Genomic DNA, 2,110 nt, shown 5'->3' on the forward strand with positions numbered 1-2,110 from the left:
CGCCGCGGGTCAGGAAACCGGGGGCCGCGACGTCGCCGGTCGCGGGATCGGGGTCGGGCGTCTCGGCGCCCTGGCCGCGGGTGTCCATGACGAAGTGCGCGTAACCGGCGCACGCCCAGAGCCGCTTCTCGTGGGCCACGCCGCGGCCGCTGCCGTAACCGAGGTACTCCACGACGGCGGGCAGGGGGCCGGTCCTGGTCACCGGCAGGTGCAGCCAGCCCTTGACGGGGTGGCCGCCGTAGCCCGCGAACGCGACGTCGAAGGTGTCGATCGTGGCCAGCCCGTTCGGCGCCGGCTCGGCCGTCACGGCGAGGTCGATGCCGCTGGTCCCGGCGAGCGTCTTCGCCCAGAACGCATCGAAGTCCGCCGGTTCCGGCAGGGTCGGCAGGTACCGTTCGAGCTGGTCCTGGGGCAGGTCGAAATGGGCCATCGATTAACCAATCATCGCTTATCGATCAACTGTCGCATCGAAGCAGGGGCTCCGGAGCGTTGTCAACCGGGGGTGCCAGGCGGTACGCGCGTTCGGCGGTGGTGCGCAGCACCCGTGCGCGCTCCCCGGCCGTCAGCCCGGCGAGCCCCAGCGTGGCGAGCCGCAACGACTCGGCACGGGACCCCCGGGGCAGGCAGATCGGCCAGTCGGACCCGACGACGCACCGGCCCGGACCGAACGCCTCGACCACGTGGGCGACCAGCGCGGCCACCCGTTCCGGCGGCACGCCGTGCTGCTGGGTGAGCAGGCCGGAGATCTTCATGATCACGTTCGGGGTGCGGGCCGCCCGGCGCACGTGCTCGCGCCACTCGCCCGGGTCGGCCGCCAGCAGGTTCGGAGGGTTGCCGAGGTGGTCGACGACCACGGTCAGCTCCGGGTGCCGCGCGGCGACCTCGGCCGCGACGCCGACGGCGGCGTCGTGCAGGTTGAGTTCGAGCGCCACCCCGAGCTGGGCCAGCACGGGGACCAGCGCGCGGGCCGAGGCGGGCGTGGCCGCCCACGAGGGGCCGCCGAGCCGCATCCCGTTGGGGCGGGCCTCGTCCATGAGGTCCCGGAACCGGGACGGCTCGATCCCGGCGTGCACGTTGAGGTTGCCGACGTGCCCGGCGATCAGGCCCGGGTGACGCAGGCGCAGGTCGCGCAGCCGCCCGGTCTCGCCGCGGTCGCCCCTGGACGCCTCGACCAGGATCGTCCCGGTCAGGCCGAGGCCGTCGCCCGCCGCGGCCAGGTCGCCGGCCGTGAACGACCGGTGGTGGGGTGACTCCGGCGTGATCCACGGATAGCCGCCGTCGAGGTCCCAGAGGTGGGCGTGGCAGTCGATCACCTGTGCTCCGCATGTTCGGCCAGTATTGACACGTTGATCCGCGCTCATGATGATTCTAATCATCGGCTATCGATCAGCGATTACAGGTGTTCTCATGCGCATGACAGCAAGACGTCCCGGCGGCGCGGCGGAGCGGGGTGGCAGGCGGTGACGGCCTTCGACGCCTCGCGCGTGCCGGAGGTGCGGGCCTCCCGCGGACTGACGACCCCGCCGCGGTGGGCCGTGTTGGAGCGGGAGCTGTTCGCCGTCCAGGACAAGGCGTGGCGGATCTTCGCCGACCGCTACACCGAGGACGACGGCCGGCTGGTCTTCCGCGACAGGCTGGGTGAGGGGCTCGACGGCCGCGACGGGGTCGACGACTTCTACGAGGCGTTCTTCAACTGGCCGACGTTGTACCTGCTCGGCGGCAGCGCGGACGTCCTGGCGGCGGCGCGACGGCACTGGCGGGGCGTCACCGCCCAGCTGACCGGGATGGGCATGCTGGTCGACGAGTTCGAGCGCGGCTACGACTGGTTCCACCAGGGCGAGGGCATGCTGCTGTTCTACGGGCTCTGCCTCGCCGCGCCCGGCGACGGCGAGCTCAGGGAGCTGGCCGGGCGCTTCGCCGACCTCTACCTGCCCGGCGGCCCCAACTACGACCCCGAGCACCGGATCATCCGCGCGCCGCACAACGGCGCCGCCGGTCCGCGCTGGGGCTTCAGCGACCACGACGTCTACTTCCCGTGGAGCCTGGCCCTGCGCCCCTACGGGCTGCCCCTCGACTGGATCGACGAGGCCGCGCCCTTCGACGACCTGGC

3 protein-coding genes are annotated in these 2,110 nt (G+C 72.7%); 1 reads left to right on the forward strand and 2 read right to left on the reverse strand.

What is annotated here, in order from left to right; all coding sequences use genetic code 11:
• Together ACWCSD_RS51955 and ACWCSD_RS51960 are read right to left on the reverse strand one after the other, a co-directional pair.
• On the reverse strand, positions 1-430 hold a 430-nt coding region (locus ACWCSD_RS51955), incomplete at its 3' end, for an acetylxylan esterase (RefSeq protein WP_449927204.1).
• Between the two features lie 25 nt (positions 431-455).
• Positions 456-1,313 (reverse strand): amidohydrolase family protein, encoded by an 858-nt coding sequence (locus ACWCSD_RS51960; RefSeq protein ID WP_449927206.1) that lies wholly within the window; start codon positions 1,311-1,313, stop codon positions 456-458.
• A gap of 147 nt (positions 1,314-1,460) precedes the next feature.
• Here ACWCSD_RS51960 and ACWCSD_RS51965 point away from each other — a divergent pair.
• Positions 1,461-2,110: hypothetical protein (locus ACWCSD_RS51965; RefSeq protein WP_449927209.1), on the forward strand; the 650-nt coding region annotated here is incomplete at its 3' end.

This window comes from Nonomuraea sp. NPDC001684, assembly GCF_053596515.1.